Genomic DNA, 25,214 nt, shown 5'->3' on the forward strand with positions numbered 1-25,214 from the left:
GAATTCAACATGAAAGTAGCAGTTATCGGATGTACACACGCAGGTACAGCAGCCATAGTCAACACAGCTAAATGTTATCCAGATGCCGAAATTACGGTTTATGAGCGTAATGACAATATTTCATTTTTATCTTGTGGTATTGCACTGTACGTAGGTGGTGTCGTCAAAGATCCGCACGGATTGTTTTATTCGTCCCCAGATCAACTGGCTGATATGGGTGTAGTGACCAAGATGCTTCATGAGGTAACGAGTGTGGATACAGCCGGCAAAACGCTGCATGCACGTAATCTCCAAACAGGTGAGGAATTTACGGACACATTTGATAAATTGATTGTGACTACTGGATCGTGGCCAATTATTCCGAAGCTGGAAGGCATTGAACTTGATCATATTTTGCTCTGCAAGAACTATAATCATTCGAATGAAATCATTGAGAAAGCCCAGCACGTACAGAACATTACAGTCGTCGGAGCTGGATACATTGGTGTTGAACTGGTAGAAGCTTTTCAAATGAACGGTAAGAACGTAACGCTGATCGACAGTGCTGATCGTATATTGAATAAGTATTTAGACCATGAGTTTACAGACCGGATTGAGAATTCCCTGAGAGAACATGGCATTAAGCTGGTACTTGGCGAGACAGTGAGTCGTTTTGAGGGGACTAACGGTAAAGTAAGTAGGGTCGTGACCTCCAAAGGAGAGTATGAAACAGAGCTTGTTATACTCTGTATCGGTTTCCGACCTCAAACGGATCTGCTCAAAGGTCAGGTAGATATGTTGCCTAACGGTGCGATCGTTGTAGACAATTATATGCAAAGTAGCTGCCCGGATGTGTTTGCAGCAGGCGACAGTTGTGCAATTCGTTATAATCCGACTGGCAAAACAGCTTATATCCCATTGGCGACGAATGCGGTTCGAATGGGGACGCTGGTGGCACGCAATCTGGTACAGCCGACCATTGCCTACATGGGAACACAAGGAACCTCGGGTATCAAAATTTACGAAGATAATATTGCGGGAACAGGAATGACAGAAGCCGCAGCAACCGACGAGGGGATGACTGTAGAAGCTGTAACCATTGAGGATAGCTACCGTCCTGAGTTTATGCCAACCTCTGAAAAGGTATTGCTGAAGGTTGTATATGAGCAGGAGACACGAAGAATTGTTGGGGCACAAATTATGTCGAAGGTCGATTTGACGCAATCCATTAACACGCTGTCTGTAGCCATTCAAAATCATATGACCATTGACCAGTTGGCCTTTGTCGATTTCTTCTTCCAGCCGCACTATAACAAGCCTTGGAATTTCCTGAACGCGGCAGGTTTGCAAGCATTGCCTACAATATCCGAACGGAACCCAGTTACTGTATAATTCGATTTGTCTGTGACATTGTTCATAAGTTTGTCAACAATCTGAAGCGTACGGATGAATCCTTATAGTACAATATAGAGAGCATAAGGATTAGGGGGAGACTTTATAATGGATTTGTTTTATATCCTTTTTCTTGTAGTTGTTGCAGCCGTCGGTCTGGGCGGAGTTCTTTGGTTCTTGAGAGCTGTTGAAAAGGAAGAATACAATTAAATGTAAAGCGCGTAGTAGCGCAGTAGATGTAATAAAATAGAAAAACAGTCCTTTATCCAAGGGCTGTTTTTTTTATACTTAAGAAAGTGATTTTTTTCACAAACAAAATCACTGATTTTAAATAAAATATAAAAGAAGAATATTTTGTTTAAAAGATATTAAAGGAGCGGGGGCAGATGGCAAGTTATAAACCGGGGCAAATTGCCGAAAAGACGGTGGAAACAGGAGTGGCCAAGGCGAACAACCCGTGGACTGTGGCGGTAGTATTGGGATTTTTGGCAGGTGCATTTATTGCACTCGGGTTTTTGCTGGATATACGCGTTATTGCAAGTGCACCTAAAGAATGGGGAAGCATTGCTACCTTTATTGGAGCTGCGGTGTTCCCTGTAGGTCTGGTGTTAGTTTTGATCGCTGGTGGGGAATTGCTGACCGGCAATATGATGGCAGTGCCTTTGGCGAGATGGGCAGGACGAATTAAGACAGGAGCCATGCTTCGTAATTTGGCGATTATTACGCTCAGTAATTTTGCAGGTGCATTATTTGTTGCATTTTTCTTCGGGCATGTTCTGGGCTTGACCGAAACGGGTCCTTACCTGGATAAAGTGGTGGATATGGCAGGGCATAAGCTGCATGAAAGCTTTTTGCAGTCTTTTATATCAGGTATAGGATGTAACTGGCTCGTTGCACTGGCTGTATGGATGGCTTATAGCACAGACTCCATCGGCGGAAAAATTATGGGAATTTGGTTCCCGACCATGGCCTTTGTTGCTATTGGATTTCAGCACGTTGTAGCCAATATGTTTCTCATTCCGGCGGCTATTTTTGCAGGTCATTTTTCGTGGGCAGCGTATGTTATGAATTTCATTCCGGTCTGGTTGGGGAATTTGGTAGGAGGCAGTCTGTTTGTGGCTGGAGCCTACTGGCTGGCCTATCTGAAAAAAACTCAAACCAATACACATTCCGTGAATGAATCTCAAATTACTCCTTCCGTTGCATCCAATCCGTTGAGTGATCATGCATAATCACGTTACTTTATGAAGCTATGAACAAAGCAAATCCGCCATGACAGGCCCGGGGGAACGAAACCTGTCATGGCGGATTTTTTTGGGAGTGGTCCATGATTTGGCATGGAGGATGAGTGTGCTCTCGTCCATAATGCCTTGATCTCTTTTACCCTGGGTATGTAATGATGAAACAGGATGATAAAAAAATAATTATGATTTTTAAAATCCGTTTTGCTCTATACAGCAGGCGGATTTTTATATATTTGGGAGAGATGCTGTGTGGTAAAATCCTTCTCTTGCCATAGGCCAAAGCTGTAGATATGATAAGAACAGTGTAATTTTTGGAAACGGTAACGGAAAGGAGCATTAACACCATGGATCATCGCAATAACGCGCCTCTTGAGGCCACACTTCAACACAACTTACACAGAGGACAGCGGATGACGGAGCAGCAGAACGGTATTTTTCCGGCCGTATGCCCGTTGGATTGCCCGGATACGTGTGGGCTCCTGCTTCACAAGGAAAATGGAAAGATAGTCAAGGTGACTGGTAATCCAGATCATCCCATTACCAAAGGGGCTATATGCAACAAAGTCCGGAATATGACCGAGCGAGTATATGATCCGGATCGGGTGCTTTATCCGTTGAAGCGTGTAGGCGCCAAAGGGGAAGGGAAGTTTGAACGAATTAGCTGGGAGGAGGCGGTCGATACCATTACAGGTCGGTTCAAGGAGCTGATACGTACGGATGGACCGGAATCCATTCTCCCCTACAGCTTTTATGGCAATATGGGTGTATTGAGTGTGGATGGAATGGATCGTCGCTTTTTCAATGCGCTGGGTTCAAGCCAACTGGATCAGACGATTTGCAGTGTGGCTGGGAATGAAGGCTGGGCATCCGTTATGGGATTTAAGGGCGGCACAAGCCCGGAGGACACAGAGGATGCAGAGCTCATTATTGTATGGGGCGGAAACGTCATCAGCACCAACATGCATCAGGTCGTATTGGCTGAGAAAGCACGTAAAAAAGGTGCTAAGGTGATCGTTATTGATGTCCATCGCAACCGGACGGCACAATGGGCGGATTGGTTCATTCCCTTATATCCGGGAACGGATACGGCGCTTGCGCTGGGGGTTATGCATGTGCTGTTTGATCAGGGGCTGACAGACGACGAATTTTTACGTCGCTATACCGTAGGTCACGAGGAACTGCGCGAGCATGTTAAGACCTATACACCAGAGCGGGTTTCGCAGATTACCGGCGTGCCGAAAGAGGATATTATCCGTTTGGCGGAAATGTACGGGAAGGCGCGAGCGGCCTATATCAATATCGGAAATGGGCTTCAGCATCATGATAATGGCGGTATGAACGTACGTGCAGTTACATGCTTGCCTGCACTCACTGGACAATGGTTGAAACACGGCGGGGGAGCGTCGCGCTCCAATGGTGCTTATGCCAAGATTAACAGCGCCCATCTGGAGCGTCCTGATCTGCGACAGAACCCGGATGCCCGAGTGATCAACATGAACCGGATTGGAGAGGCGCTGCTACAGAAGGAACAACCGATTAAGGCGTTATTTGTATATTGTAGTAACCCGGTAGTTGTAGCACCCGATTCGGAACGGGTGACGGAGGGATTTGAACGAGAGGATCTGTTTACGGTTGTTCATGACCTGTTCCTTACCGATACGGCCTGCTATGCAGATATTGTGCTGCCTGCTGCGTCTTCTTTTGAAGGAACAGACTTATACAAATCGTACTGGCACCACTATATCCAGATGCAGAAGCCCGTCATTGATCCGCTTGGGGAAAGCAAAAGCAATTATGAGCTATTTAGCCTGCTCGGACAGGCAATGGGCTTTGATGAAGCTGCCTTTACAGAAAGTGAAGAGGATATGATCGCAGGCGCGCTTGATAATCCAACGAACCCTTATCTCAATGGTGTAACCTTGGATGCCTTAAAAAAGTCGCCTTTTGTAAAGCTTGATATGACGCCAAAGGCTACTTATTTGGAGCGTCTAACTACGCCTTCAGGCAAGATTGAGTTGTATTCGGAAAAAATGAAACAAGCAGGTCTGCCCGCATTGCCCTCCTATGTACCGCTGATCGAAGGGTATGACGGAGAGCATCGGCCGCAAGCGGATGACCGTTTTCCATTGATGTTTGTTTCACCGCCAAACCATAATTTTTTGAATTCTACATTTGCTAATTTGCCCAAGCATCAGCGATTGGAGCGGGAGCCTTTGTTGCAAATTCACCCGGAGGATGCTCAGGCAAGAGACATCGCAGATGGTGATCCCGTTACCGTCTGGAATGACAGGGGAATGTATGAATTGAAAGCCAAGGTTACCGATCTGATGCTGCCCGGCACGGTGATTAGCCAAGGATTATGGTGGAAAGGCAAAGGACGCAGACAGCGTGCCAATGCGTTAACCTCTGACCGGCTATCGGATATGGGGCAGGGGGCTACTTTCTTCTCAACGGTGGTGAATGTGAAGCGCCAATGAGAATATGCCTTTAATGGCGTCAGGTGCAAAAGGAGAAGCAAAATATATGAAATGGTTGGAGTCTTATCCGAAAGAAGTAAAAGTATTTCTCATTGCCAGCCTGATTAATTCCGCAGGAAGTTCCCTCATGTGGCCGCTCGTTAGCATGTATGTATTCGACGAACTGAACCGTAGTATGGGAGATGCGGGGATTGCGATTTTAGTGCAGTCTTTAGGCGGAATATTTGGTCAAGTGCTGGGCGGAGCCCTTTATCATCGTATTGGAGCCAAGAAACTGATTGTCGGCTCACTGGCCATGAATGCGTTGGGACTTCTCTCGCTTCCATTTACCAGTGGTCATTGGGTAGCTTTTGTCATCATGATGGGCTTTATCGGCTTTTTTAATGTGGTATCTGTGCCTGCGATTCAGGCCTTTGTAGGTTTTCGTTTTGCTGACCGACGTGGAGAGCTGTTTAATATCATTTATGTCGCGAACAATATTGGGGTGGCACTCGGAACGGGACTGAGCGGCGTTCTGGCCGACCTTTCCTATCAGCTCAGCTTTGTCATGAACGGGGTAACTTCTGCGGTATTTGCCGGATTCTTCTGGTCGTATCTAAGCAGGGTAGATCGGGAAGAGGGGGAAGTTCAGCTCAGCAAGTCTGTGATGAAAAGAGAAGAAATACCAGCTCGATTGCTGTTTCGTGATACCAGGCTGTATCTCTTTGTGGGGTTAGGTTCACTTTTTTTGTGGTTCGGTAATTCGATCTGGAATACGGGAGTCTCTCCCTATATTATTGAGCAGGGCTTGCCTAAAACGATGTATGGGCTACTATGGACGTTGAATGGTGTTCTTATTTTTGCCGCACAACCTATTATTTTCTGGATCAAACGGCTGTACGCTCATCACGCATCGGCGCAAATGACATGGGCTGGAGGATTTTATTTTGCAGCTTATATTGTCATACTGGGCACACAGAACTATACTGGGATGATATTCGCTATGGTACTGGCGACTCTAGGAGAAATGCTGATCGCACCTGCGGTTCCAGCATTCCTATCTGATCATGGAGGTCGGGGTGCACCTTTTTACATTGGACTTGTAGGGGGCATTGGCGCAGCCGGACGGGTGATGGGACCTTATATTATGGGGAAGTTATATGATGGCGGTGGGTTACCGCCCACACTTTGGCTGGCATTAGGCGTAGCCGTATTATCCATTCTGTTTTTCATTCTGCATAGCTGGTTGAACCGTTTTCGGCATGATTTGGATAATTTGGATACTACTCCTTCTTAGGTGGATGTTCCCAGTCCTTAAGTCCCGATAAAAGTTCAGTAATGAGCTTTTATTATGGTACAATAGGTGACAGCTGGTTGCAGTTATTGCTTCAGGAAAGCCTTCACAGGAAGGATTGAAAGGAATTGTTTACAAGTCAACCTTTGACGATACGTCATTCGGAGATGAAGGATGCTCCTGATCTGATTGCGCTGGATGAACTGGTATGGAATGAACGCACGGCTCCTGCTTCGCTGTCATGGAAGTCGCGCGGAGAGTTTCTGCGCAACACGCCTCCAGGCTCTCAACTGGTCGCCATCGAACAGGAAGTGCTCTGCGGGTATATTGGATTTCGTCCTCCAACGCTGTTGGCTAGTAATTGTCATGTACTCGAAATAAATATAGCTGTACGTCCAGACTATCATCGCAAAGGTATTGGGACGGCGCTCATGAACTCCATGAAGGAGATTGCAGCTGCGGAGGGCATACGCAAGTTAAGTTTGCGTGTACTCTCCTGTAACACGGAAGCCCTTATGTTTTATGAAAAGTGCGGTTTTGCAATTGAAGGGCGCCTGCATGACGAGTTTTATATAGCAGGCCAATTCGTGGATGATGTTCTAATGGCCTATTTCTTAAAATAGACCGGAGGCTACAGACAGGCAGCAACATTCGGTTGTGATGTCCAGCTCATAACCAACAATGCCGCAGACCTGATCAGGCCTGCGGCGTTGTTGTGCAGTACTATGTTATCGAAGTTGCTTCCATTCATTCTGGAGCATACCATACACTGCGTGGTTCATATAGCCATCTGGCAGCAACTCTGCTTCGCGTACAATGCCTTCGAGCACAAAGCCCAGGCGTTCTGGAATACCGCGGCTGCGGCGGTTCGTCGTTGCACAACGGATTTCGACCCGATGCAAGTCCAACTCCATCAACGCATATTCGACGAATACGCGGCAGGCACTGGTCATGAGACCCTGCCCTTCGTAACCGTGCCCAAGCCAGTATCCGATGCTAACCGACCGGTGGGCCCAATTGATCTCATGGTAGCTGATGATGCCAGCGAGCTCGTTGTCTATCCAAATTCCAGCGGTCAGGCTACCGTTCTCTGCGGCTTGTTTCAAGGCGCCTTGCACGAACTGCTCTGTATGGCTGATTTCCGTGGTGGAGTCTACCCATGGAAGCCATTGACGCAGGCGGTCACGGGACATTTCGATCAGCTCAAACAGAGGCTGCACATGCTCCTTGGTGAGCGGCCGAAGGACTGTGCGTTCGTCCAACGCATATGTAAACATGATTAATCCCCTCTTTCACTCGGAAAATCGCTAAACCAGCCAGTCTAGCATTTAATCCCATGCTACCTTATTCTGCGAGAGTCGTCAAAAGGGAGAGGAAGCTTCAAATTTTATAGGTCCCACCCGGAACCGCCCCTGCTCATATACATATTTCAGATCCAAATCCCCTACAAATTCGCTTGGTGATACGCTACCAGATACTGTGGCATGCAGTGGGAACTGTTCGGCGTCATACATTACAACAGAGCTAAAATCGAGATGCTTTGTAAATTGGGCTGGATCATCATAAAATACGGACGCTTTGGGGTCCATCGTGTGTGTAGTACCGTCAATCATAACAGCGATATGCACCTGGCGGTTGTGGTCACGTAGCTCCACGGAGCTATGTACTCGCTGAGATACAGCATTTGCTGCTGATTCAACTGCATATTCCTCCATTGTTTGTACGTTAACAATATGCAACTCCTGCAATTCCACACCCGTTCCCGAGACACGTGTGAGAATTACAACGGCTTCACGGATCCCATCTTCGTTTACATCTCTGTAAAATAACTGTGGTGCGGTGGAAATATCCGCCGAGCCCGACCACTGGAATGTGCGGCGCTGCTGGCCGATTTCCAGTACGGCTGAATGAAAGAGTCCCTTGGAAGGGCTCACGGCGTATAGGCGGACAGTTGAGTCTTCTGGTGCGCTAGCCAGCGCATGAGATAATGCAGTTTCGGTCACCATGCTTGAAGAAGGATGATCGGAAGTCATAACGGAAGAGGACAGCAGCATAGACAGCAGGATGACGATCAACAGCTTAAACACGGGTGGGTCTCCTTTTCCGGTAAAATAAAAGATATATACACTATAACGAATTTATTTGCCGAAAATGTTAACTCTTTTTCATAACTTGCATCTTTTTTTGCTGAAGAGAGCATCCCGATTTTCATTTTATTGAGTTATGCGGTGTGAAAGGGTATATTTAAGGGAACAGGTTATACACAGATTATACGGAAGAAAGGTTGATTAGCGTGGAGAAGCCGATTACTCCCCCCAATTTTATTAAAAATGTTATTGAAGAGGATTTACGTACGGGTAAGGTAAAGGAGGTTGTTACACGCTTTCCACCTGAACCAAACGGATATTTGCATATTGGACATGCTAAAGCCATCTGGATTAATTTCTCGTTGGGAGATGAATTCGGAGGCCGCACGAACCTGCGTTTTGATGACACCAATCCGGCGAAGGAAGACACGGAATACGTGAACTCCATTCAGGAGGACGTGAAGTGGCTTGGTTATGAATGGGAGGAAAAACATTTTGCCTCCAATTACTTTGAAGAGATGTACAAGCGTGCTATCCTGCTGATTCAAAAGGGGAAAGCCTACGTAGATGACCAAAGTGCAGACCAAATTCGTGAAACACGCGGAACACTGACAGAACCGGGACAAAACAGCCCCTATCGGGATCGCAGCGTGGAAGACAACTTGAAGCTGTTTGAAGAGATGCGTGCAGGCAAATACCAGAATGGTGAAAAGGTGCTGCGTGCCAAGATTGATATGGCTTCGCCAAACATCAATTTGCGTGACCCGGTTATTTACCGCATTTCACACACGGCCCATCACAATACAGGCGATACCTGGTGCATCTATCCGATGTATTCCTATGCGCATCCGCTGGAAGATGCAATTGAGGGCGTAACGCATTCGCTTTGTTCGCTGGAGTTCGAAGATCAACGCCCACTGTACGATTGGGTTGTAGCTGAATGCGAGATGGAAAACGTACCTCATCAATATGAATTTGGACGGCTAAATCTAGCTCAAACGGTAACCAGCAAACGTAAGCTCAAGCTTCTGGTTGATGAAAAACACGTAGATGGCTGGGATGATCCGCGGATGCCGACCATTTCTGGTTTGCGTCGTCGCGGCTATACGCCAGAGGCCATTCGCAGTTTTGTATATGAAACAGGCATTTCCAAAGCCTACGGAGTCATCGATTTGCAGGTGCTGGAGCATTTTGCACGTGAGGATTTGAAGCTTAAGGCACCCCGTACGATGGCAGTTATAGATCCGCTAAAGGTGGTCATTACGAACTATCCTGAAGGACAAGTGGAAATGCTGGAGGCGGAGAACAATACAGAAAATCCGGAGCTTGGAACACGCCAAATTCCGTTTTCTCGTGAAATTTATATCGAGCGTGAGGACTTCATGGAGAATCCGCCGAGCAAATACTTCCGCTTGTTCCCTGGTAATGAAGTGCGTCTCAAGCATGCTTACTTCATTAAATGCAACGATGTCATTAAGGATGCGGAAGGTAATGTAACGGAGATTCACTGTACCTATGATATAGAAACCAAGAGCGGATCAGGCTTTACGGGACGTAAAGTGAAAGGGACAATCCATTGGGTAGAGGCTACTCAGGCTGTTCCGGCCGAATTCCGTTTGTATGAGCCATTGATTAACGCAGAGGAACCAGAGGTGCTGGAAGAGGATGGATCGGAAAAAACATTCCTTGATCAATTAAATCCGAACTCTTTGGAAATTGCTCATGGCTATGTGGAGCGGAATATGAAAGAAGCACAATCGCAGGACAAGTTCCAATTTTTCCGTCATGGTTATTTCAGTGTAGATCCGAAGCTTTCCAAACCGGGTGAGCCTGTATTTAACCGTGTGGTATCATTGAAAAGCTCTTTCCAATTGCCTAAGCAATAAGATGTTGGAAAAGTGGGACGGATGGTTGCTTCGTGCGGCCAAGTGAAAAAGGAGTCTGCCAACGGCAGACTCCTTTATTTTACGCATACCCGTTCTTCAGAACATGACCATTGACGTGAAGACACTCTATTGTCGTTGTGGTGCTTCATCTATTGGTTTGTGCTCGCCGCCATGTCCTGGCTGGTAACCGTTCTTGTACAGCATATACCACATGATAGCAAATCCCGCGGAGCCAAGCAGGGCGAAGAAGACACCTGCATGGTACATCATTTCACCACCGAAGTTCTGGAATAGCCAACCTCCCGCGAAACCTGCTACGATACCGGATATACCACTCCAGGTCAAGGTATATACGGCCTGTCCGGATGATCGGTATGCTGCAGGCGTGAACAGGACGGTCAACTGGGTGCCTACATAGAAATATCCACCGAAGGTGACGCAATGAAGTGCTTGAATGAACACGATCTGAATCGGATCTGTAGCCAGCGCCATGAGTTCCCAACGTAAGGCAAACAGCAAACTGACGAGTGCCAAACAGCCGACCATCACGGTCATTTTTTTCTTCAAGAAGCGATCAAACATTAAAAAGACAATAATTTCAAATACCGATGACATAAAAACGGCAAAACCAAGCATCAGCTTGGATCCACCCAGTTCGGTGATGTACAAGGACATAAAGGCGCCGTTGATTGAATTAGGAATCGATACAAGGATGCCTAACAAAATGAAGGATATAAAGTATCCGTTTAATAAAATACTGCCAAAGCCACGTAAATGAATGGTTGCCGTCTCCACGGTGCTTTTCAGTGGTGGAATTGCCAAAGTGCAGATCAATGCAGCCAGAAGAAGTATCGTAAAGATGGTGGATATACTGGATACTCCTGTGTGGTCAACAACGATGCCGGCAACTGCCGCAGTCACAGCCCAACCGAAGGAACCCCATATGCGAAATGAACCAAATTTCCGGTCTGTGCCCTCAATATAACTGAGAATCAGGGTATTGCTTTGGGCAAATAACGGACTTTGAAAAAAGTAAAAGCCAATCATCGACACATAAATCATGACATACGTGTGAACATGAAATAAAGCTTGTAGCAGTAACAGTGTACCTATAATCATAAATAGTAGAATACGTCGGAGATTTCGGCTCCGGTCGCTTGTATATCCCCAAAAAGGGTTCGCGAATACAGATACAAAAGGTCCGATGGCCATCAGACTCCCGATTTCCAGCTTGTCCATACCGATATCTTGCAAATACAACGGGAAGAAGCTGGAAAAGATGACCATAGCTCCATATAGAAAAAAGTTATATAGCTTTAGGGAATATAGGGGAGTCTCTTGAATTTCTCTCTTTTGCAAGACAAGCCATTCCTTTCTTAGCCCGATAGAGAACTACGCACCGATGTCGATCTGTGGGAATGTTCTTTATTCCAATGTATCATGTGTTGAAAGGGTTAACAAACCAATAAAATTACAATTATGTAAATTTCAATTTTGTCCAAAATTCCATATGCATATTTGTGATTGTTTTTTGAAAAAAGGAGGAGTTTTTAGTGGAAGTGACTGGTATTATCATTGCAGGAGGACGTTCCAGCCGAATGGGACAGGATAAGGCTCTGCTAGAGATTGAAGGAGCTACTATGCTTGAACGGACATATATTACATTGCAGCAGGCGACCCAACGGGTGATAGTAGTCACCCGTGACGATCAAGGATATGAACAGGACAGTATGGAAGCTGTATCTGATATCTATCCGGGTATGGGGCCCTTGAGTGGTATTCATGCAGGATTATCTGCATCTACTACGGAATGGGGAATAGTCGTGGCCTGTGATATGCCTTTTGTACAGCTGGAAGTGCTGCAAGCCTTGCTTGTTTTAACTGAGAAGTGGGCGGCATCCAAAGGAGCAGCGGAATCACCACTGCAAGCGGTAATTGCTTCTGTGGCCGGACGTATGCATCCTTTGCTGGGAGTGTATCATCGAAGCGTATTGCCATCTGCTGAGGAACGTTTGCGGAATAAACGGCTTCGTCTCACCGAATGGTTGGAAACGTTGAATGTTCGGTATGCAACCATAGCGGATATGCCGGGAGTGACTGAGAATATATGGCACAATGCCGTGTTCAACATGAATAATCCTCAGGATTACAAGTTTGTGTTAGAGCAGTTCCGGAAGGATTAGAAGCATTTAGAGAATATTAAGCAATGAATTTGGGGGAGTACATAACATGCTGGAAGCTATTATACATGCCGTTTTATTGGCATTGGGATTGATTTTGCCTTTAGGGGTACAAAATGTATTTGTGTTTAATCAGGGGGCGTCCCAGTCGCGGTTTCGCAATGCACTGCCTGCTGTCATTACAGCGGGTGTCTGTGACACCATTCTGATCACGCTTGCTGTTGGGGGTGTATCCCTTGTTTTGCAGCAATTTCTATGGCTCACGAATGTGCTTTATGCAGCGGGCTGTTTGTTCTTGCTGTATATGGCTTGGACTCTTTGGAGATCGAAGGCTGCTTCCTCGGGAGAAAGTCAGCCGATGCTGCCAAAACGCCAGATGATTTTTGCCGCCTCGGTATCGCTACTGAATCCACATGCTATACTTGACACGGTTGGTGTAATTGGAACCAGCTCCCTGCAATATAACGGCGTGGAACGTTGGGCCTTCGGTCTGGCCGCTGTGTCAGTATCGTGGATATGGTTTGTGGGTCTGGCAACGGCGGGACGCCTTGTAGGACGTATGGATTCAGAAGGAAAGTTTGGTACTGTGCTCAACAAAATATCGGCACTGATTATTTTGGGTCTGGCCATTTATATGGCGATAAATTTTATGACCAGTATGTGACCCGATCCTTGTTAGAAGAAAAATTTTAATAAAGCGAATATCCCGCTCAAAGCAAAGGGGACACCAATCAAAAACAACATAAAGGCCAGGCAGCCTGCACCATTTACGCCGCCTGCAATTCGGGCGTCCCGAGGGTTAGCCGGATTGTATAATACCTTAGTCTTGCTGCCAACCCGGTTAAGGCTGAGATTGGTACTATAAGGATTCCAGAATTCCACGACTTCACCTGAAGCTGTATAGAAGCGTACCTTTAATCGGCGGGTGTAGCTGGTATCTACCGGATCATCACGGTCAAAGGGAACGACATCGATATCTACTTCGATATGCGCGTCAACGATTTGCCCTTTGGTACGGACCCAGTGGCGTTTACGATAACGATGGCGACGGATCGTTTTGAATCCAAAATAGATGAACAACAGACCGATCAAGCTAAACAACGGCATGAGCAGATCGGAGCTAAAATGAAACCAGTACACATTGAAATCAATTGAAATGATAATCTACTCCTTTAACCAAGCGATAAACAATATATCGGATATACTTACGAATAGTTTAATTTTTCCATAGGGAATAAGGCGCAGAGGAATGGAATACAAAAAAGATCCACTTTCCAGGGAAGTGGATCTTTTCAATAGCTACTTGGACTACTTATTGCTCAATAGAGACATATCAAAATCAACATCCTCGATAACCTTATTATATGAATTATTATGTGCTATATATATATTTTAAATAAGATTTTTATACGATATTAGTTATTAAATAAAAGCTAATTTGGATGAAAAACAATAATTTTTAAATTTGATCAGGAGGTGCTTGATATGCAGCATCAGATGGACGATATAGACCACAAAATCATGAAATGCTACAGCATGATGCCCGAATAACGATTTCCCAAATCAGTAAAGAAATTTCGATGTCACAGCCGTCCGTTAAAGAAAGAATGACCAAGCTTGAAGAACGAGGGATTATTTCTGGATATAATGCTGTATTTAATTTACGGGAACTGAATCGGGGGACAACAACGTTTATTCTGGTAAAGACAGAACATTGCCAAGAGCTGATTGATTTTTGTAAGGCGGCGAAGGAAGTTACCGATTTATTCCGCATCAGTGGGGAATTTAATTATCTCATTAAGGTACAAAGTTCGTCTGTAGAGGAAATTGCAGAGTTTCAGGATTCTCTAGTTAAGCTGGGCCCCTCGAAATCGCATATTTGTATGAAAAATATACTGGAAAACAGGGTTTTGTTGTAGGTCAGCAGAGAAACGCATATTTGGAACAAAACATTCAGTAAAGCTGTTATTCGTGACATTAAATTAGGTGAATGGTCGGATGAAAAAAGTGACGCTGAATTACACCAGCGTCACCGTAATTCCCTGCTCCAGACGCTCCACGTCCTGGAGCTCGATCTTGCCGGCCATGGCGTGCAGAGCCGCCGCTGTGCCGCAGGCCGCTCCCTGCCGCAGCATGGCAGGGAGATCCAGTCCCGCCGCCGCGCCGGTAACCAATCCCGCGACCATGGCGTCACCGCTGCCGAGCGCGCTGACAATGTCCGCGTCCGGCAGGCTCACACGGTAGCGCGCATCGCGTGTTACCGCCAGCGCCCCGCGCGCGCCGAGCGAGATGACGGCCAGCTGCGCTCCTGCTTCCAGCAGCTGCGATGCTGCCGCTTCAGCGGCATCTGGGCGCGCTGCGTCGATTCCCGCGAAGCGGGCGGCCTCGTCCTCGTTAGGCTTCACGAGGTCGGGCTTTCCGCGCAGCCCCAAGCGCAGCGCCTCGCCGCTCGCGTCCAGCGCCACCCGCGCGCCGCGCGACTTCGCCAGCGTGCACAGCTCGGCATATAGATTGGGCGGGCAGCCGGGTGGCAGACTGCCGGAGAGAACGACCCAAGCCGAATCCTCGGCAAGGGTCGCGATTTTGCGCCGCAGCGCGGCTAGTTCAAGCGGCCCAACGGTCGGGCCGCTCTCAATCAGCTCGGTCTGCGTGCGGGCAGCCGGGTCGAGCACGGTTATGGCTAGACGGGTTTCCCCGTGTGCCGTTTCGATGAAATCGGCGTTTACGCCTTCCGCACTCAACCCGTCAATGAGCAGCCGTCCGGTGTGTCCGGCCACAAACCCGGTCGCCCGTACAGGCTGACCTAGTGTGCGAATGACACGAGCGGCATTCACGCCCTTGCCGCCTGGTACTGTCAGACCGTTTTCTATGCGGTGGACGGCATTCAATCCAAAGCCTGCAACCGTGTAGATTTTATCTACTGCTGCGTTAAGTGTTACGGTGGTAATCACAAGGCATCACTCCTTAAGAAATCAGCTTTAAGCCCAATGCTGCGGCAAGAATCATGGCGATGAACAAAACACGCAGTACGCTTTTTTGCTCGCCATACAGGAACATGCCTGTAATCGTACTGCCGACGGTCCCAATGCCTGTCCATACGGCATAGGAAGTTCCCATAGGCAAACTATTCATGGCGTAGCTGAGCAGAGAGAAGCTAAGAATAAAGGATAAGATCATAAGTGCTAAAGCCTTCCACCCTTTACCGACCGTAACTCCCTTCATGCCGATGACTCCAAGCACTTCCGAGCATCCCGCGATAACCAATGCAATCCAAGCCATTATGCACCACTCCCTTCCTGAGCATCACGATCGGTAACTAACTTCAAGCCGATCACACCCGCTAGCAAAAGGGCGATTAACAGTGTTTTGGACCATTGAAACGGTTCCCCGAATAGCAGCATTTCGCCTACGACGGTTCCCCCTGTCCCCAGTCCGGTAAATACAGCATACACCGTGCCTACAGGCAGACGCTTTGCAGCCTTCATGATTAAATAAAAGCTGGCCACCACAGCCAGCACAGTTACAGCCCAGGTGAGTACAGAATCTGCATGCTTCAAACCTGATACCCATACGACCTCAATCAGGCCTCCAACAAAAACGTAAATCCAACTGCGGTTCATGATGAATTTCTCCTCAATTCAGTATAATTTTACAATTACATTAACTTCACCTTTCACGAGGTGAAGTTAACGTAATTCCACGCCAAAAAATAGGCCATGCAGCGTTTAGCCTTCGGTGGTAGTTGGTGCTTCCGCTGTACAGCAGCTCTACTATAATTCCATCCACCAGTGTCATGTAGCCTAAAGCCACATCCGCTGGCTCCATATGCCCAAAGGGTTCCCGATCCCGTACATTTCGGAGGCGACGAGTTAATTTTCGCTCCATTTGTTCCAGAAAAGGATTCACAATATTCAGTACCTCGTTATATAAAGATACAGGCGGAAAAAAGGAAAAACGAAGCATAAACTTGGCTGAGTTGTTGCCCTCATATTCCTGTTCCATCCAGAACAAGAAATTATGCAGTGTATGCTCCAGCGACTGTTCTTTGCGTTCCGTAAAGTATTCAAAAATACGTAAATTCTGCTCTTGAAACGCGTAACTTGCCACCTGCAAAAACAAATCCTCCTTACCCTGAAAATGCGCGTATATAGACGGTTTTCGGATTCCAACCTCGGCGGCAATACTGCTCAAGGATGCTCCCTCATACCCATTGGCGGCAAATTGGAAAAGAGCGGCCTTTCGAATCTCTTCCATTCCCATTATCATCACCTACCTAACGTTCGTTAGTTTATTTTCACATGAAAAAAAGTAAGTGTCAACCCATCGACATTTCGTTATGTACTCTGGATTTTTTTATTCAACATTTAAATAAAAAAGTGGGAAGAAATAAGGGGCTCATGTACAATATAATGAGGAATATCTGTTCAAATGCAGTCCATTGGAAGTGAGGTTAGTTATGAGGCGAAGCTTACTGGCCGTATTGATCGCGGCTATGGTGTTTATTATTTATTATTTTGGCTTGTTTAATTACATCGGTAAAAATGAAGGAACTGTCATCAGTATTTTCTCTACTCTGACGGTTATTTCCATAAGTCTGATTATTTTCACGGAGAATCGTAATCCTTCCACCACCATGTCATGGATTTTGCTGCTGGCGTTGTTGCCAGTCGTTGGACTTCCTCTTTATTTTTTATTTGGGCAAAATGTATTCAAGCGCCGCAAGTATGACAAAAAGGCATTGCGTGACCAACAGGCGTATGAGCGTATCGAAAAGGATGCTTTGCGGGTCAAACGAGATCTGACCTGCTTTACAGATGAGCAGCAGCAGTTAATGCGCCTGGCCCGGAGATTGGCCCGCTCCCCGATTTATTTTGCGACAGAAACCCAGATTCTGAATAATGGAGATGAAACCTTCTCCACGCTGCTCGAAGAACTGCGCAAGGCGCAGCATCATATCCATATGGAATATTACATTTTCCGCTCGGATGATATCGGTACCAGCATTCAGAAAATTTTGATTGAAAAGGCTAAAGCGGGTGTTAAGGTTCGGTTTATGTACGATGCAGTCGGTAGTATTCAGTTATCGAAGGCATTTTTGAAGGAAATGAAAGATGCAGGAGTAGAGGTTGTTGCATACGGAGGCGCTCGGATTTTGTTCTTCTCCAGTCGGGTAAACTACCGTAATCACCGTAAAATTGTAGTTATCGACGGTAATATTGGATTAATCGGTGGCCTAAATGTGGGAGATGAGTATCTCAGCCGCAACAAAGCCTACGGCTTTTGGCGTGACACGCATATGATTGTGAAGGGCGAAGCTGTGCGGACGTTGCAACTTATATTTTTACAGGATTGGCTTCATATGACGGGTGAATCGGTACTGGATAGCGAATATCTGTCTCCCGATATTGAACCGATCACGGACGGCGGCGTACAGATTATTGCCAGCGGACCAGACAATGAGCGGAGAGTGCTTAAAAATCTATTCTTCTCCATGATCACCTCCGCTCGAAAATCCGTCTGGATTGCCACTCCTTATTTTATCCCGGATGAAGATATCCTGACTGCTTTGCGGATGGCTGCTCTATCCGGGTTGGATGTGCGTATTCTATTTCCTGCGAAACCGGATAAATGGCTGCCTTTTCTCGCATCCCACTCGTATTTCCAATCGTTGCTGGAGGTGGGAGTCAAGGTATATGAATATGAAAAAGGATTTCTTCACTCCAAGCTTCTCATTATTGACGGGGAAGTTGCGACTATTGGGACAGCCAATATGGATATGCGCAGCTTCCATCTGAATTTTGAAGTGAACGCTCTGTTGATTCAAACACACAGTGTGCAGCAGATGGTGACCGACTATGAGCGAGATTTGCAGAATGCCAGTTTGATCGTACGCGAGGAATTCATGAAAAAACGTCTGTTCAAACGTTTAATGGAATCGCTGGCTCGGCTGCTTTCACCGCTGCTGTAATGCACAAATGAAGAGCTGTGGATAAGGTAGCAGATCCTATAGTCAAAATGTAGTAAAGCCCAAAATATCCTGGAGACGGTATACAATATCTTTCCAAAATGTTGAATGATCCTCGTAAGCCGCCAGATCCAGACTGTATTCAGCTCCCCGGTTATTCCACAGCTTATCAAAATAGGCCGCCACCTGTCGGGTCAGCTTGCTGTCCGCCGGAGCGGCCACCCACAGTTCATTCTCCAGATTTAAATCATCCAAATTACGGGGAGTCAAATTGGTAGAGCCACCCCAAATCAAATGCTCTCCTTGTGCCTTGGCAATATAAATCAGCTTCGTATGGAATTGCTCATGGGTAGTATGATACCAACGAATTTGAATGTTTCCATCCGATTTATCGGACAACTCTTGGGCAACAGGACGATTAGGGATGCCTATTTTTTCCTGCCCGAACGCGTTTTCATTGGGGTCTAGCAGCAATTGGATGTTTACGCCGCGTGCCGAGGCATCCAGCAGGCTATTCAATATTTTGCGATCAGCCAAATAAAACATGCCCATATGAATGCTGTCACCTTGCTTCGTCTGCTTAATGCCATTCAGAACGGAGGCATACACTTTGCCTTCAGTGAGATATTTGATCCGGTAGCTGTCCTTACCTGATGGGACTAGGGGCTCTGCTTGAGGTGTGTAGACAGGAAGTTGCCCTCCGCCCGAGAAGTCCAATACCGCCTGCTCTGTTTGTAAAATATCTCCGATGATCGGTCCCTTCACTTCTAGGGCAACATTGGAATGATAGGCACTTGCATCGTGAACATTACCTGTAGAAATGAGAGCAGTTTGCTCGTTGGCAACCAATTTTCGGTGATTGGCCTTGACGTTTAACAGCTTTAAATAAGAGCGAGCCGTAACGTCAGGTCCGTCACTGGCCATCAGATTGGGAATCCAGCCTGTGCCATGCTGCCCGAACCACTGGAAAAAGGTACGCCACACCGCTGAATAGATAGGCGTGGAGTCCCGCAACGGGTCTACATCGGTCTGTACGACCTGAATTCCTACTTGCTTCATATTCTCCAACAAAGGATTGGGAGCAGAATTATAGTTGGTATTGACTTCATCTGTAATGAAAAAGATAGGCATCTCAGGATAAGCTTTCTTTTTGGCGATAAGATGATTAGTCATTTGTGCGCTAACTTCGGGGAAATGCTGGCCTTTATGCTTATAATCGTTGAACAGAAACAGGTCAATGACGATAAATTGCTGGGCTTCATCAATGATGCCGAGCATACGATTCAAAATTTGCCCTTCATGTTGTACAGTGCTTCCAACCCCAGTAGGGTAGGTCAAATCCGTCCAAAAGTTTACCTCGTTTGTTGAATACTCCTGACTTTCATAAGAGACGAACGGAGGCAAGGGTTTATGAGTCTGATACAGCATGACGCCAATCAGCCAGAGGATAAGCAGCAGAATAGCGATTTTAAGAGCACGGCCCTTGTGCACGGTTTTTCTTTGATATTCCGGCACAGAATGCAGCGGATTTTGTTTAGTCATACGACGATCAGCTCCTTAATTAAATGCTGCATTCATCTTATCGTGTCCGAACATGCAGATTATGAAATAGATACTGTTTAATTATTACCGCAAGTCCACAGGATTGAAGCGGAATGCTGAACAGAATGAAATGGAGAACGTTTTATTAATTAATTGAGGACATATGTCCTTTATAGGCAGGCTGACCTATACTTAAATAGATACAAAAGTCATTTACATGGGGAGAATAACGATTTATGAGAGGAATCTTGTTTGCTTTTCTGGGAGGCGCTTGTATTACGCTACAGGGGGTAGCGAATACACGGATTAGTCAGGATATCGGGACATGGCAGGCGGCTGCCGTTACTCAGCTAATAGGTTTTATTTTGGCTGCATTAGTTTGGATGTTTACAAAGGATGGCCGTGTGTCTGAAATGAAACAGGTAAAGCCGATGTATCTTTGGGGTGGTGCTTTTGCGGCTATCATTATATTTAGTGAAGTCACCGCCATTCAACATATTGGGGTTACGTTCACGATCTCGGCGCTGTTGATTGCTCAGTTATGCTTAACATTTCTGGTAGACATCAAGGGATGGTTTGGCATCGTGAAGCAAAAGATGAAGCTGCCACAATTTATAGGTATTGGTATGATGATCGCGGGTGTCATTATTCTAAAGCTCTAAAATAAAACTTTATTATAGAAAAAGCTTAGAACGTAGAATTGAAGGTGAACTGAGGAATGAGGGAAATACAGGATCAAGAGCAGCTAAAGTATTTTTTGCATCTGCATCAGTTGGAATCCATACTCTACGAGCCACTACATCCCTATTTGTCGCTGTATCGTTTGGAGCAAGGGGAAAAACTCTGTTCGCAGGGAGACGCCATTGAACATCTGTATATTCTGGTGCAGGGCAAGGTCAAAATTTTTACCAGCTCTACAGAAGGGAAGACTCTGATCCTTTGCTTCAAAACCCCGATCGAGGTCATAGGAGATGTTGAATATATTCGTAATAGTCACGTCATCAATACAGTAGAGGCAGTGTCGCCGATCTATGTGATTGGTGTCCATCACCAATGGATGAATAAGTACGGCAGAGATTATGCTCCTTTGCTGCAATTTCTATTGGATATTGTCACGCGAAAGTTTTGTCTAGACTCTGATTTCTCCAGTTTCAACCTTATGTATCCGGTGGAAGTCAGGCTGGCGAGCTACCTGCTATCGGTTTCTTTTGACGAATCCAATTCTGCCTTTCATGAGGAACTACGGGCATCCAGTCTGGTGGATGTGGCGAATTTGATCGGAACCAGTTACAGACACCTTAACCGTGTCATTCGCAAAATGATTGAAGAGGGATTGGTTGAACGGGCAAAAGGCTATATTGTCATTAAGGACAGAAAAGGTTTGAGTGAACTGGCAGGCCATAATATTTATGAAACGTTGCAATCATAGTGCTTTGAAGTAGAGCAGCACAATAAAGGGACTATCAAGGGAGAGGTAAACATGTTATTAGGGCTCATATTGGCAGTTATCGCAGGTGCTTTGGTCAGTCTGCAAACGATATTCAATAATAAGGTGAATGAGCGGACAGGTTCATGGGCCACAACGACATTGGTACTGGGAACGGGCTTCTTGGCTTCCTTGCTCGGGAGTCTTATTTTTGAAGGGAAAAATACATTTGCTTTACATCATATGCAGCTATGGTATTGGTTCAGTGGCATGATTGGTGTTGGCGTTGTGTTCTGTCTGGTGCAAGGAATGAAGCGACTGGGCCCAACCTATGCGATTTCCATCGTATTGACGGCACAATTAGGTACCGCTCTGTTGTGGGATTCGTTGGGATGGCTGGGATTAGAAAAGATTCCGTTTACCTTCAATAAGTTGATCGGTGTAATCGTCATTCTTGGCGGTATTCTCGTTTTCAAATTTGGACATGGGCGGACGAAGGAGCCACAAGAAAATATTACACCTATACCTGATTCGATGAAGAGCTAAAGGAGGTTGTGATGACCTTTATCCTGCTGTGATTGGGGTCCCGCTTTTCATCCCATAGGCAAGAAAAAATGTTCACAGTCATGTATATATTTTTCCATCCATGATACAATGAAAATATCTTAAAATAGTGCTTTAAGGGCTTAGATATTTGATATATGAGACGATAAATAGATCGGTTACCGTGTTCGGGAACGGTCTTATTTGTGCTTCACGAACCTGATGGAATAAACAGAGTGACTTTGGATGAGGTGGAACATAGATGAGTAATACAGAAAATAAAAAGGGATTATCTGACGGCTCAGACAGATCCGGTTCTTTGTTACCTGCCGCACGGACAGGTGAACGGAAGATTGAGCATGTCCGCCTTTGTCTGCAAGAAGATGTGGCCGGACATGGTATCACCAGTGGGCTGGAGCGATATAGCTTTAAGCATTGCGCTTTGCCGGAGCTACACTTTGACGAGGTGCGTCTGGATACCAATTTTATGGGACGTACTGTACGGACACCGCTGCTCATCAGTTCGATGACAGGCGGCAGCGCCGAGACAGGAGCGATTAATGAGCGATTAGCAGAGACAGCAGAGAGACGTGGCTGGGCGCTGGGTGTCGGCTCGGTACGAGCTGCGGTGGAAAAAGAAGAATTGGCCCCAACTTTTGCGGTTCGCCGTCTGGCACCCAGCATCCCGATCCTTGCTAATCTGGGTGCAGTGCAGCTGAACTACGGATTTGGCGTGGATGATTGCCAACGTGCAGTGGAAATTGCCGGAGCGGATATGTTGGTGCTGCATTTGAACGGATTGCAGGAGATATTCCAACCTGAAGGGAATTTGGATTTCAGCGGGCTACTTGAGCGCATCGAAGAGTTGTGTCATCGTCTTTCGGTGCCAGTAGGCGTGAAGGAAGTAGGCTGGGGCATAGATGGTGAGACGGCATCGAGATTATATGATGCAGGCGCCGCTTTTATTGATGTCGCTGGTGCAGGCGGGACAAGCTGGAGCCAAGTGGAGAAATTTCGTAATCCTGATCCTGTGCGCCGTGCAGCGGCGGAGGCGTTTGCGGATTGGGGCAATTCGACCGCTGATTGTATCGTGGAGGTTAGAGCAGCCCAGCCTAATGGCACTCTGATCGGTAGCGGTGGACTGAAAAACGGCGTCGATGCTGCGAAGGCACTTGCTTTGGGCGCCGACATGGCAGGCTTCGGTCGCTCTTTGCTTGGCTCGGCGGTCACCTCCAGCGAGGCGTTGGAAGCGCGATTGGAGCAAGTAGAGCTGGAATTGCGCACAGTCATGTTTGGCATCGGAGTAGCTGGGATTGAAGGTCTCAAAGACACGACCAGACTAAGAAAGAAGGCGAACGGATGAGTGGATTCATTAAGTTGGTTCCGATGAACGCAGAGCAGTATGAACGCTTTGAGCAACGCTCACTCGCGGATTATGCGGAGGAGAAAATCCAGGCAGGCGCGTGGACGGTGGAAGAGGCACCAGAACGGGCAAAGGAAAGCTTTGCAACATTTTTGCCGCAAAGGCTAGACACGCCCCATGCTCACCTGTACATGCTTGAGTATTCGGGTAGTGGGGGTCAAGGCCCCGAGGAAGCGGGATATATATGGTTCAACATTACAGAAAGTGCGCAAGGCAAAGAAGCTTTTTTGCTGGATATTCTCGTTTACGATTCATATCAGGGGCAAGGCCTGGGTACGTTGACGATGCAGGCGTTGGAACAAGAAGCTCGGAGGCTGGGTGCGGTTCGCATCGGTCTGCATGTATTTGGGCATAATGAGCGGGCTTTACATGTATATCGCAAGTCTGGTTATCGGGTTACGGATATCCAGATGAGCAAGGAAATCTAAATAAAGAAATCTAAATAGGGATGCAGCAAAACCCTAAATTCACAGTCATATGCTTGCCGCATGTATAGGTTCTCCTATATAATGTGGGTTGGTAAACTAACAGATGGTATAACGCATATTTTATATAAACGGGAGTTGTTCTGATTATGGCTTTAAAAGCGGGGATCGTGGGTCTGCCGAACGTGGGCAAATCAACACTGTTTAACGCAATAACGCAGGCGGGGGCGGAATCCGCAAACTATCCATTTTGTACAATTGACCCTAATGTAGGGGTCGTTGAAGTACCGGACGAGCGGCTGGATAAGCTGACTGAACTGGTAGTACCGAACAAAACGGTACCAACGGCTTTTGAATTTGTTGATATTGCAGGACTTGTACGAGGTGCCAGCAAAGGCGAGGGTTTGGGCAACAAGTTTTTGGCTCATATTCGTGAAGTAGATGCTATTGTTCATGTGGTACGCTGCTTTGAAGATGAGAATATTACCCATGTGGACGGCAAAATTGATCCGATCAGCGATATTCAGACGATTAATCTGGAATTGATTCTGGCGGATATCGAAAGTGTAGACAAGCGCATTGAACGTTCCCGCAAAAACATGAAGGGCGGCAACAAGCAGTATGCCCAAGAGGTTGAAGTACTGGAACGGATCAAGGAATCGCTGTATGCTGACAAACCTGCACGTAGCGTAGAATTGTCAGAAGACGAAAAGTTGATTATACGCGATCTTCATTTGCTTACAATGAAGCCTGTATTGTACGCGGCTAATGTCAGCGAAGATGGTGTAACGGAAGCTGATAGCAATCCATATGTGCAAAAGGTACGTGAATTTGCAGTGGCGGAAAATGCTGAAGTGGTACCGATCAGCGCCAAAGTAGAGGCTGAAATTGCTGAGCTGGAAGGCGAAGACAAGGCAATGTTCCTTGAGGAGCTGGGGCTGGCTGAATCCGGTCTGAACCGTCTGATCAAAGCAGCTTACCGCTTGTTGGGACTGTATACGTATTTCACAGCAGGTGTGCAGGAAGTACGCGCATGGACTATTCACAAAGGAACAAAAGCACCTGGCGCAGCGGGCGTAATCCACTCGGATTTTGAACGCGGATTTATTCGCGCTGAGGTTGTATCCTACGATGACTTGGTCGCTGCTGGATCTATGAACGGGGCCAAGGAACGTGGTCAGCTTCGTTTGGAAGGCAAGGAATATGTGGTGCAGGACGGAGACGTAATGCATTTCCGTTTTAATGTTTAGTATGCATCTCGGCGTATAACAAACAGAGTTTATATACAAACATATTAAGTAATGATATATGTGTTGCCTGCATGTACCAATTACGTAGTCGCTGCCTGTCCCGGGCGGCGGCTTTTTATATT

At 46.6% G+C, this 25,214-nt stretch carries 24 protein-coding genes and 1 pseudogene; 16 read left to right on the plus strand and 9 right to left on the minus strand.

Features of this window, described 5'->3' with window-relative positions; all coding sequences use genetic code 11:
• Window positions 1-9 precede the first annotated feature (9 nt).
• From BN1546_RS13430 to BN1546_RS13450, 5 genes are all read left to right on the plus strand, one after another.
• Window positions 10-1,371, plus strand: a complete 1,362-nt coding sequence (locus tag BN1546_RS13430; RefSeq protein ID WP_090737924.1) for an FAD-dependent oxidoreductase — start codon at window positions 10-12, stop codon at window positions 1,369-1,371.
• A 386-nt stretch (window positions 1,372-1,757) separates the two neighbouring features.
• Complete coding sequence (locus BN1546_RS13435; RefSeq protein WP_025677556.1) at window positions 1,758-2,603, plus strand: formate/nitrite transporter family protein; 846 nt, start codon at window positions 1,758-1,760, stop codon at window positions 2,601-2,603.
• Between the two features lie 356 nt (window positions 2,604-2,959).
• A complete protein-coding gene (locus tag BN1546_RS13440) occupies window positions 2,960-5,092 on the plus strand; it encodes a molybdopterin-containing oxidoreductase family protein (RefSeq protein ID WP_090737926.1) in 2,133 nt (710 codons plus the stop codon).
• Window positions 5,093-5,138: 46 nt separating this feature from the next.
• The gene (locus BN1546_RS13445; RefSeq protein ID WP_090737928.1) at window positions 5,139-6,368 is read left to right on the plus strand and encodes an MFS transporter; all 1,230 of its coding nucleotides are present in this window, start codon (window positions 5,139-5,141) and stop codon (window positions 6,366-6,368) included.
• Between the two features lie 125 nt (window positions 6,369-6,493).
• Entirely contained in the window at window positions 6,494-6,988 is a 495-nt protein-coding gene (locus tag BN1546_RS13450; RefSeq protein ID WP_025677558.1) for a GNAT family N-acetyltransferase, read from the plus strand.
• 105 nt (window positions 6,989-7,093) lie between these two features.
• On the opposite strand, the gene BN1546_RS13455 is transcribed toward BN1546_RS13450, so the two are convergent.
• The gene (locus BN1546_RS13455; protein ID WP_013373475.1) at window positions 7,094-7,642 is read right to left on the minus strand and encodes a GNAT family N-acetyltransferase; all 549 of its coding nucleotides are present in this window, start codon (window positions 7,640-7,642) and stop codon (window positions 7,094-7,096) included.
• Between the two features lie 84 nt (window positions 7,643-7,726).
• Complete coding sequence (locus BN1546_RS13460) at window positions 7,727-8,452, minus strand: copper amine oxidase (RefSeq protein WP_090737930.1); 726 nt, start codon at window positions 8,450-8,452, stop codon at window positions 7,727-7,729.
• A 206-nt stretch (window positions 8,453-8,658) separates the two neighbouring features.
• On the opposite strand from BN1546_RS13460, the gene BN1546_RS13465 reads away from it, so the two are divergent.
• Window positions 8,659-10,338: a glutamine--tRNA ligase/YqeY domain fusion protein gene (locus BN1546_RS13465; RefSeq protein ID WP_013373473.1), complete on the plus strand. Its 1,680-nt coding sequence runs from the start codon at window positions 8,659-8,661 to the stop codon at window positions 10,336-10,338.
• Between the two features lie 126 nt (window positions 10,339-10,464).
• Here BN1546_RS13465 and BN1546_RS13470 read toward each other — a convergent pair whose 3' ends face one another.
• Window positions 10,465-11,697 carry an MFS transporter gene (locus tag BN1546_RS13470; RefSeq protein WP_013373472.1) on the minus strand — a complete coding sequence of 411 codons (1,233 nt, stop codon included), beginning with the start codon at window positions 11,695-11,697 and terminating at the stop codon, window positions 10,465-10,467.
• 194 nt (window positions 11,698-11,891) lie between these two features.
• Between BN1546_RS13470 and BN1546_RS13475 the strand changes: the two genes are divergently transcribed.
• Window positions 11,892-12,521: a molybdenum cofactor guanylyltransferase gene (locus BN1546_RS13475; RefSeq protein WP_013373471.1), complete on the plus strand. Its 630-nt coding sequence runs from the start codon at window positions 11,892-11,894 to the stop codon at window positions 12,519-12,521.
• Between the two features lie 46 nt (window positions 12,522-12,567).
• Complete coding sequence (locus BN1546_RS13480; RefSeq protein ID WP_013373470.1) at window positions 12,568-13,182, plus strand: LysE/ArgO family amino acid transporter; 615 nt, start codon at window positions 12,568-12,570, stop codon at window positions 13,180-13,182.
• A gap of 11 nt (window positions 13,183-13,193) precedes the next feature.
• Here BN1546_RS13480 and BN1546_RS13485 read toward each other — a convergent pair whose 3' ends face one another.
• Window positions 13,194-13,658 carry a DUF3592 domain-containing protein gene (locus tag BN1546_RS13485; protein ID WP_090737932.1) on the minus strand — a complete coding sequence of 155 codons (465 nt, stop codon included), beginning with the start codon at window positions 13,656-13,658 and terminating at the stop codon, window positions 13,194-13,196.
• 345 nt (window positions 13,659-14,003) lie between these two features.
• Here BN1546_RS13485 and BN1546_RS13490 point away from each other — a divergent pair.
• Window positions 14,004-14,437: pseudogene (locus BN1546_RS13490) on the plus strand (Lrp/AsnC family transcriptional regulator).
• 99 nt (window positions 14,438-14,536) lie between these two features.
• Here BN1546_RS13490 and BN1546_RS13495 read toward each other — a convergent pair.
• The 4 genes from BN1546_RS13495 to BN1546_RS13510 are packed head-to-tail and all read right to left on the minus strand — an operon-like array spanning window position 14,537 to window position 16,778.
• The gene (locus BN1546_RS13495) at window positions 14,537-15,469 is read right to left on the minus strand and encodes a 1-phosphofructokinase family hexose kinase (RefSeq protein ID WP_090737934.1); all 933 of its coding nucleotides are present in this window, start codon (window positions 15,467-15,469) and stop codon (window positions 14,537-14,539) included.
• A gap of 13 nt (window positions 15,470-15,482) precedes the next feature.
• Complete coding sequence (locus BN1546_RS13500) at window positions 15,483-15,797, minus strand: DMT family transporter (RefSeq protein ID WP_013373465.1); 315 nt, start codon at window positions 15,795-15,797, stop codon at window positions 15,483-15,485.
• Window positions 15,797-16,138: a DMT family transporter gene (locus BN1546_RS13505; RefSeq protein ID WP_016822861.1), complete on the minus strand. Its 342-nt coding sequence runs from the start codon at window positions 16,136-16,138 to the stop codon at window positions 15,797-15,799. The genes BN1546_RS13500 and BN1546_RS13505 overlap by 1 nt, the downstream gene beginning before the upstream one ends.
• 46 nt (window positions 16,139-16,184) lie before the next feature.
• On the minus strand, window positions 16,185-16,778 hold the full coding sequence (locus tag BN1546_RS13510; RefSeq protein WP_090737936.1) for a TetR/AcrR family transcriptional regulator: 594 nt from the start codon (window positions 16,776-16,778) through the stop codon (window positions 16,185-16,187).
• Window positions 16,779-16,974: 196 nt separating this feature from the next.
• On the opposite strand from BN1546_RS13510, the gene cls reads away from it, so the two are divergent.
• The gene (cls, locus tag BN1546_RS13515; protein ID WP_013373462.1) at window positions 16,975-18,486 is read left to right on the plus strand and encodes a cardiolipin synthase; all 1,512 of its coding nucleotides are present in this window, start codon (window positions 16,975-16,977) and stop codon (window positions 18,484-18,486) included.
• A 42-nt stretch (window positions 18,487-18,528) separates the two neighbouring features.
• Here the strand turns inward: cls and BN1546_RS13520 are convergent, their stop codons facing one another.
• Window positions 18,529-20,025 (minus strand): phospholipase D family protein, encoded by a 1,497-nt coding sequence (locus tag BN1546_RS13520; protein WP_064961662.1) that lies wholly within the window; start codon window positions 20,023-20,025, stop codon window positions 18,529-18,531.
• Window positions 20,026-20,261: 236 nt separating this feature from the next.
• Here BN1546_RS13520 and BN1546_RS13525 point away from each other — a divergent pair, with 236 nt between their 5' ends.
• The 6 genes from BN1546_RS13525 to ychF all read left to right on the plus strand — a co-directional run bounded on the left by BN1546_RS13525 (window position 20,262) and on the right by ychF (window position 25,092).
• Window positions 20,262-20,687: a DMT family transporter gene (locus BN1546_RS13525; protein WP_013373460.1), complete on the plus strand. Its 426-nt coding sequence runs from the start codon at window positions 20,262-20,264 to the stop codon at window positions 20,685-20,687.
• 56 nt (window positions 20,688-20,743) lie between these two features.
• Window positions 20,744-21,454: a Crp/Fnr family transcriptional regulator gene (locus tag BN1546_RS13530; RefSeq protein ID WP_025675610.1), complete on the plus strand. Its 711-nt coding sequence runs from the start codon at window positions 20,744-20,746 to the stop codon at window positions 21,452-21,454.
• Between the two features lie 51 nt (window positions 21,455-21,505).
• A complete protein-coding gene (locus tag BN1546_RS13535; protein WP_090737938.1) occupies window positions 21,506-21,997 on the plus strand; it encodes a DMT family transporter in 492 nt (163 codons plus the stop codon).
• A gap of 259 nt (window positions 21,998-22,256) precedes the next feature.
• Complete coding sequence (gene fni, locus BN1546_RS13540) at window positions 22,257-23,357, plus strand: type 2 isopentenyl-diphosphate Delta-isomerase (RefSeq protein ID WP_090737940.1); 1,101 nt, start codon at window positions 22,257-22,259, stop codon at window positions 23,355-23,357.
• Window positions 23,354-23,845 carry a GNAT family N-acetyltransferase gene (locus tag BN1546_RS13545; protein ID WP_090737942.1) on the plus strand — a complete coding sequence of 164 codons (492 nt, stop codon included), beginning with the start codon at window positions 23,354-23,356 and terminating at the stop codon, window positions 23,843-23,845. Before fni ends, BN1546_RS13545 begins: the two co-directional genes overlap by 4 nt.
• A gap of 146 nt (window positions 23,846-23,991) precedes the next feature.
• Window positions 23,992-25,092, plus strand: coding sequence for a redox-regulated ATPase YchF (ychF, locus tag BN1546_RS13550; RefSeq protein WP_013373455.1), 1,101 nt, complete (start codon window positions 23,992-23,994; stop codon window positions 25,090-25,092).
• Window positions 25,093-25,214 lie beyond the last annotated feature (122 nt).

This window comes from Paenibacillus sp. Mc5Re-14 (assembly GCF_001049835.1).
Classification (GTDB): Bacteria; Bacillota; Bacilli; order Paenibacillales; family Paenibacillaceae; genus Paenibacillus; species Paenibacillus polymyxa_C.

Excerpts from the sequence above, each read along its gene's own strand:
- BN1546_RS13430 (WP_090737924.1), top strand. The coding sequence starts at position 10 with ATGAAAGTAGCAGTTATCGGATGTACACACGCAGGTACAGCAGCCATA.
- BN1546_RS13435 (WP_025677556.1), top strand. The coding sequence starts at position 1,758 with ATGGCAAGTTATAAACCGGGGCAAATTGCCGAAAAGACGGTGGAAACA.
- BN1546_RS13440 (WP_090737926.1), top strand. The coding sequence starts at position 2,960 with ATGGATCATCGCAATAACGCGCCTCTTGAGGCCACACTTCAACACAAC.
- BN1546_RS13445 (WP_090737928.1), top strand. The coding sequence starts at position 5,139 with ATGAAATGGTTGGAGTCTTATCCGAAAGAAGTAAAAGTATTTCTCATT.
- BN1546_RS13455 (WP_013373475.1), bottom strand. The coding sequence starts at position 7,642 with ATGTTTACATATGCGTTGGACGAACGCACAGTCCTTCGGCCGCTCACC.
- BN1546_RS13480 (WP_013373470.1), top strand. The coding sequence starts at position 12,568 with ATGCTGGAAGCTATTATACATGCCGTTTTATTGGCATTGGGATTGATT.
- BN1546_RS13500 (WP_013373465.1), bottom strand. The coding sequence starts at position 15,797 with ATGGCTTGGATTGCATTGGTTATCGCGGGATGCTCGGAAGTGCTTGGA.
- BN1546_RS13505 (WP_016822861.1), bottom strand. The coding sequence starts at position 16,138 with ATGAACCGCAGTTGGATTTACGTTTTTGTTGGAGGCCTGATTGAGGTC.
- BN1546_RS13510 (WP_090737936.1), bottom strand. The coding sequence starts at position 16,778 with ATGGGAATGGAAGAGATTCGAAAGGCCGCTCTTTTCCAATTTGCCGCC.
- cls (WP_013373462.1), top strand. The coding sequence starts at position 16,975 with ATGAGGCGAAGCTTACTGGCCGTATTGATCGCGGCTATGGTGTTTATT.
- BN1546_RS13520 (WP_064961662.1), bottom strand. The coding sequence starts at position 20,025 with ATGACTAAACAAAATCCGCTGCATTCTGTGCCGGAATATCAAAGAAAA.
- BN1546_RS13525 (WP_013373460.1), top strand. The coding sequence starts at position 20,262 with ATGAGAGGAATCTTGTTTGCTTTTCTGGGAGGCGCTTGTATTACGCTA.
- BN1546_RS13530 (WP_025675610.1), top strand. The coding sequence starts at position 20,744 with ATGAGGGAAATACAGGATCAAGAGCAGCTAAAGTATTTTTTGCATCTG.
- BN1546_RS13535 (WP_090737938.1), top strand. The coding sequence starts at position 21,506 with ATGTTATTAGGGCTCATATTGGCAGTTATCGCAGGTGCTTTGGTCAGT.
- fni (WP_090737940.1), top strand. The coding sequence starts at position 22,257 with ATGAGTAATACAGAAAATAAAAAGGGATTATCTGACGGCTCAGACAGA.
- BN1546_RS13545 (WP_090737942.1), top strand. The coding sequence starts at position 23,354 with ATGAGTGGATTCATTAAGTTGGTTCCGATGAACGCAGAGCAGTATGAA.
- ychF (WP_013373455.1), top strand. The coding sequence starts at position 23,992 with ATGGCTTTAAAAGCGGGGATCGTGGGTCTGCCGAACGTGGGCAAATCA.